At 67.2% G+C, this 2,947-nt stretch carries 3 protein-coding genes; all 3 read left to right on the top strand.

Going from position 1 to position 2,947, the window contains the following annotated elements:
- Window positions 1-78: 78 nt before the first annotated feature.
- The 3 genes from ACTICP_RS16260 to ACTICP_RS16270 are packed head-to-tail and all read left to right on the top strand — an operon-like array spanning window position 79 to window position 2,895.
- The gene (locus ACTICP_RS16260) at window positions 79-675 is read left to right on the top strand and encodes a recombinase family protein (RefSeq protein WP_010534181.1); all 597 of its coding nucleotides are present in this window, start codon (window positions 79-81) and stop codon (window positions 673-675) included.
- Between the two features lie 7 nt (window positions 676-682).
- Window positions 683-2,080: a Mu transposase C-terminal domain-containing protein gene (locus ACTICP_RS16265; protein WP_095797975.1), complete on the top strand. Its 1,398-nt coding sequence runs from the start codon at window positions 683-685 to the stop codon at window positions 2,078-2,080.
- A complete protein-coding gene (locus ACTICP_RS16270) occupies window positions 2,077-2,895 on the top strand; it encodes an AAA family ATPase (protein WP_010552309.1) in 819 nt (272 codons plus the stop codon). Before ACTICP_RS16265 ends, ACTICP_RS16270 begins: the two co-directional genes overlap by 4 nt.
- The last annotated feature ends 52 nt before the right edge of the window (window positions 2,896-2,947 follow it).

Below are 2,947 nucleotides of genomic sequence, written 5' to 3' on the forward strand. Positions count from 1 at the left end.
CACGCCTGGCGGGCTGTCCCGTAAGACCCGTCCGGTGAACTGTCCGGTGAAGGGAGGCTATATGACACACTGGGGAGCATGTCCCCCTTGAAGGTCGGCTATGCCCGAGTCTCCACCGACGAGCAGGACCTGACCGCGCAGCGTGACGGACTCGCGGCGTTCGGCGTCGATCCCAAGCGCATCTACGTCGATCACGGGCTCACGGGCCGCAACGCCGACCGTGAGGGCCTGCGGCAGGCGCTGGCTGCCTGTCGGGACGGCGATACGTTCGTGGTCACCAAGCTCGATCGGCTGGCGCGTTCAGTCCGTGATGCCCACCAGATCGCCGACGACCTCGCGGCGCGGGAAGTGAAGCTGAGCATCGCCGGATCGGTGTACGACCCGACCGACCCGATGGGGAAACTGTTGTTCAACGTGCTGGCGATGGTCGCCGAGTTCGAAGCCGACCTCATCCGTGCCCGCACCCGCGAGGGGATGAAGGTCGCCAAGGCCAAGGGCCGGCTGCGCGGGAAGTCACCGAAACTCACCCCCCGGCAAGAAGCTCACCTCGTCCAGCTACATGCTGCCGACGAGCACACCGTGGGCGAGCTGGCCGAGCTGTTCAGCGTGGGCCGCTCCACGGTCTACCGCGCCCTTCAGCGCGCCGAGCGCGGGCGCGAGAACGCCTTGCAGTAGGTGCGTCGTGGACGCTCGAGCGCGGTGGCGAATCCTCAGGCTCCACGTCGAGGACCAGGTGCCCCTCGCGCGCTTAGCTCGCGAGACCGATGTAGGGCTGCGGACCCTGGAGCGCTGGCACGCCCGCTACCGCGCCGACGGCTACGCCGGACTGGAGACAGCCTCACGGGCGGACGCCGGCTCCCGCCGCCTTCCGCCCGACCTCGTCGACCTGATCGAGGGCCTGGCACTGAGCAAGCCGCGGCCGGCCATCGCCACGATCCATCGCAAAGTCACGGGCATCTGCGCCGCCCGGAGGTGGCCGGTCCCCTCCTACTCGGTGGTGTGGGACATCGTGCGGACCCTGGATCCCGGCATGGTCACCCTCGCCCTGGAGGGCGCAGCGTCCTACCGCGACAAGCACGAGCTGGTGCTACGCCGGCAAGCAGAGCTGCCCAACGCGATGTGGCAATCCGATCACACCATGCTCGACATCCTGGTGGTGGGCACCGACGGCAAGCCCGCACGGCCATGGCTGACAACGATCCTCGACGACTGCTCCCGGGCGGTCTGCGGCTACACAGTCTTCCTGGGCGCACCGTCGGCGATGAACACCGCCCTGGCGCTGCGCCAAGCGATCTGGCACAAGACCGACCCGGCCTGGCCGATGTGCGGCCTGCCCGACGTGCTCTACGTCGACCACGGCAGCGACTTCACCAGTGACCAGCTCGCCCACACCGCCGTCGACCTCCACATCCGACTGATCCACTCCACCGTCGCCCGGCCCCAGGGACGGGGCAAGATCGAGCGGTTCTTCGGCACCATCAACACCGAGCTACTCGCCACCCTGCCCGGACTCATCACCGAAGGGCACCCCTGGCCGACACCGAAACTGTCCCTGGCCGCCCTCGATAGCGCCCTGGAGGCGTTCGTGGCCACCTACAACGACCGCACGCACAGCGAGCTCGGAACCTCCCCGCGCAGCGCGTGGATCGCCGATGGCTGGCTGCCCCGAATGCCCGAGAGCCTGGAAGACCTCGACAGACTGCTGTTAACCGTCGCCAAGACCCGCGTCGTGCGCCGCGATGGCATCCGCTTCCAGGGCCTGCGCTACGTCTCGCCAACTCTGGCCGGCTACGTCGGACGCTCGGTCGTGATCCGCTACGACCCCCGCGACATCACCGAGATCCGCGTCTTCGATCACGACGAATTCGTCTGCAAGGCCGTCAACCAAGAGCACCACGACCAGAAGGTCAGCCTCAAGGAGATCCAGGCCGCGCGCAACGCCCGCCGCCGGGCGCTGCGAGCCGGCATCAACGAACGCATCGCCCTCGTGGCCGCACCTACCGAGACGCCACGGATCACCGAAGCACCGGCTCCGGCGCCGAGGTCGGCGTTGAAGATCTACAAGGAGGACCTCAGGTGAGCCAGCGCTTCATCGTCACCAAGGAGCACCGCCGCTTCACCGAGTTCGCCGACGCCGTGCGCCGCGGGCACACCATCGGTTTGTGCTTCGGATCAGCCGGCGTAGGAAAGACACTCTCCGCACGCCGCTACGCACACTACGAGAAGGCTCATGACCTGCTGACCTACTGGGGGCCGCGCTCCGACAACGACGCCAAGATCTACGCCGCCTTGAACCGGAGCCGCACCGTGCTCTACACCCCCAGCGTGCTGACCACCCCGCGGACCCTGAAGGACGAGCTGACCCAAGCCATCACCCGCACCAACATGTGCATCGAGCAGCACCTCGTACCTCCCGGCACGGCCACTCCCGAGGCCTGGGGATGGCGACACGGCAGGAACTACGTGGAGCTGATCATCGTCGACGAGGCCGAACGACTGCGTCCCGCCGCGCTGGAACTGCTGCGCGATCGCTACGACCGCGACGGCATCGCCCTGATCCTGATCGGCATGCCCGGCCTGGAGAAGCAGTTCAGCCACTACCCCCAGTTCTACAGCCGAGTCGGCTTCGCCCACCAGTACCGGCCCCTGGGACAAGACGAACTGCTGTTCGTCCTCGAGCGACACTGGCGATCCCTCGGCAAGACCCTCGACCCCGACGACTTCACCGACGCCCAAGCCATCGCAGCCATCGCACGGATCACCCGCGGCAACTTCCGGCTCCTCGAACGCCTCTTCCCCCAGATCCAGCGGGTCCTGAAGATCAACGAACTCGACACCATCACCAACGACGTCATCGAAGCCGCACAGAGCACCCTGGTCATCGGTGTCACCTGACCCCGCCACGAAGCGACCGAAGAACCCCGCCATTCAGCAGACGAAGTCACAC

It is taken from the genome of Microbacterium sp., assembly GCF_052102115.1.
Classification (GTDB): domain Bacteria; phylum Actinomycetota; class Actinomycetes; order Actinomycetales; family Microbacteriaceae; genus Microbacterium.

Coding starts and splice junctions, on each gene's coding strand:
- ACTICP_RS16260 (WP_010534181.1), top strand. CDS start 79: ATGTCCCCCTTGAAGGTCGGCTATGCCCGAGTCTCCACCGACGAGCAG.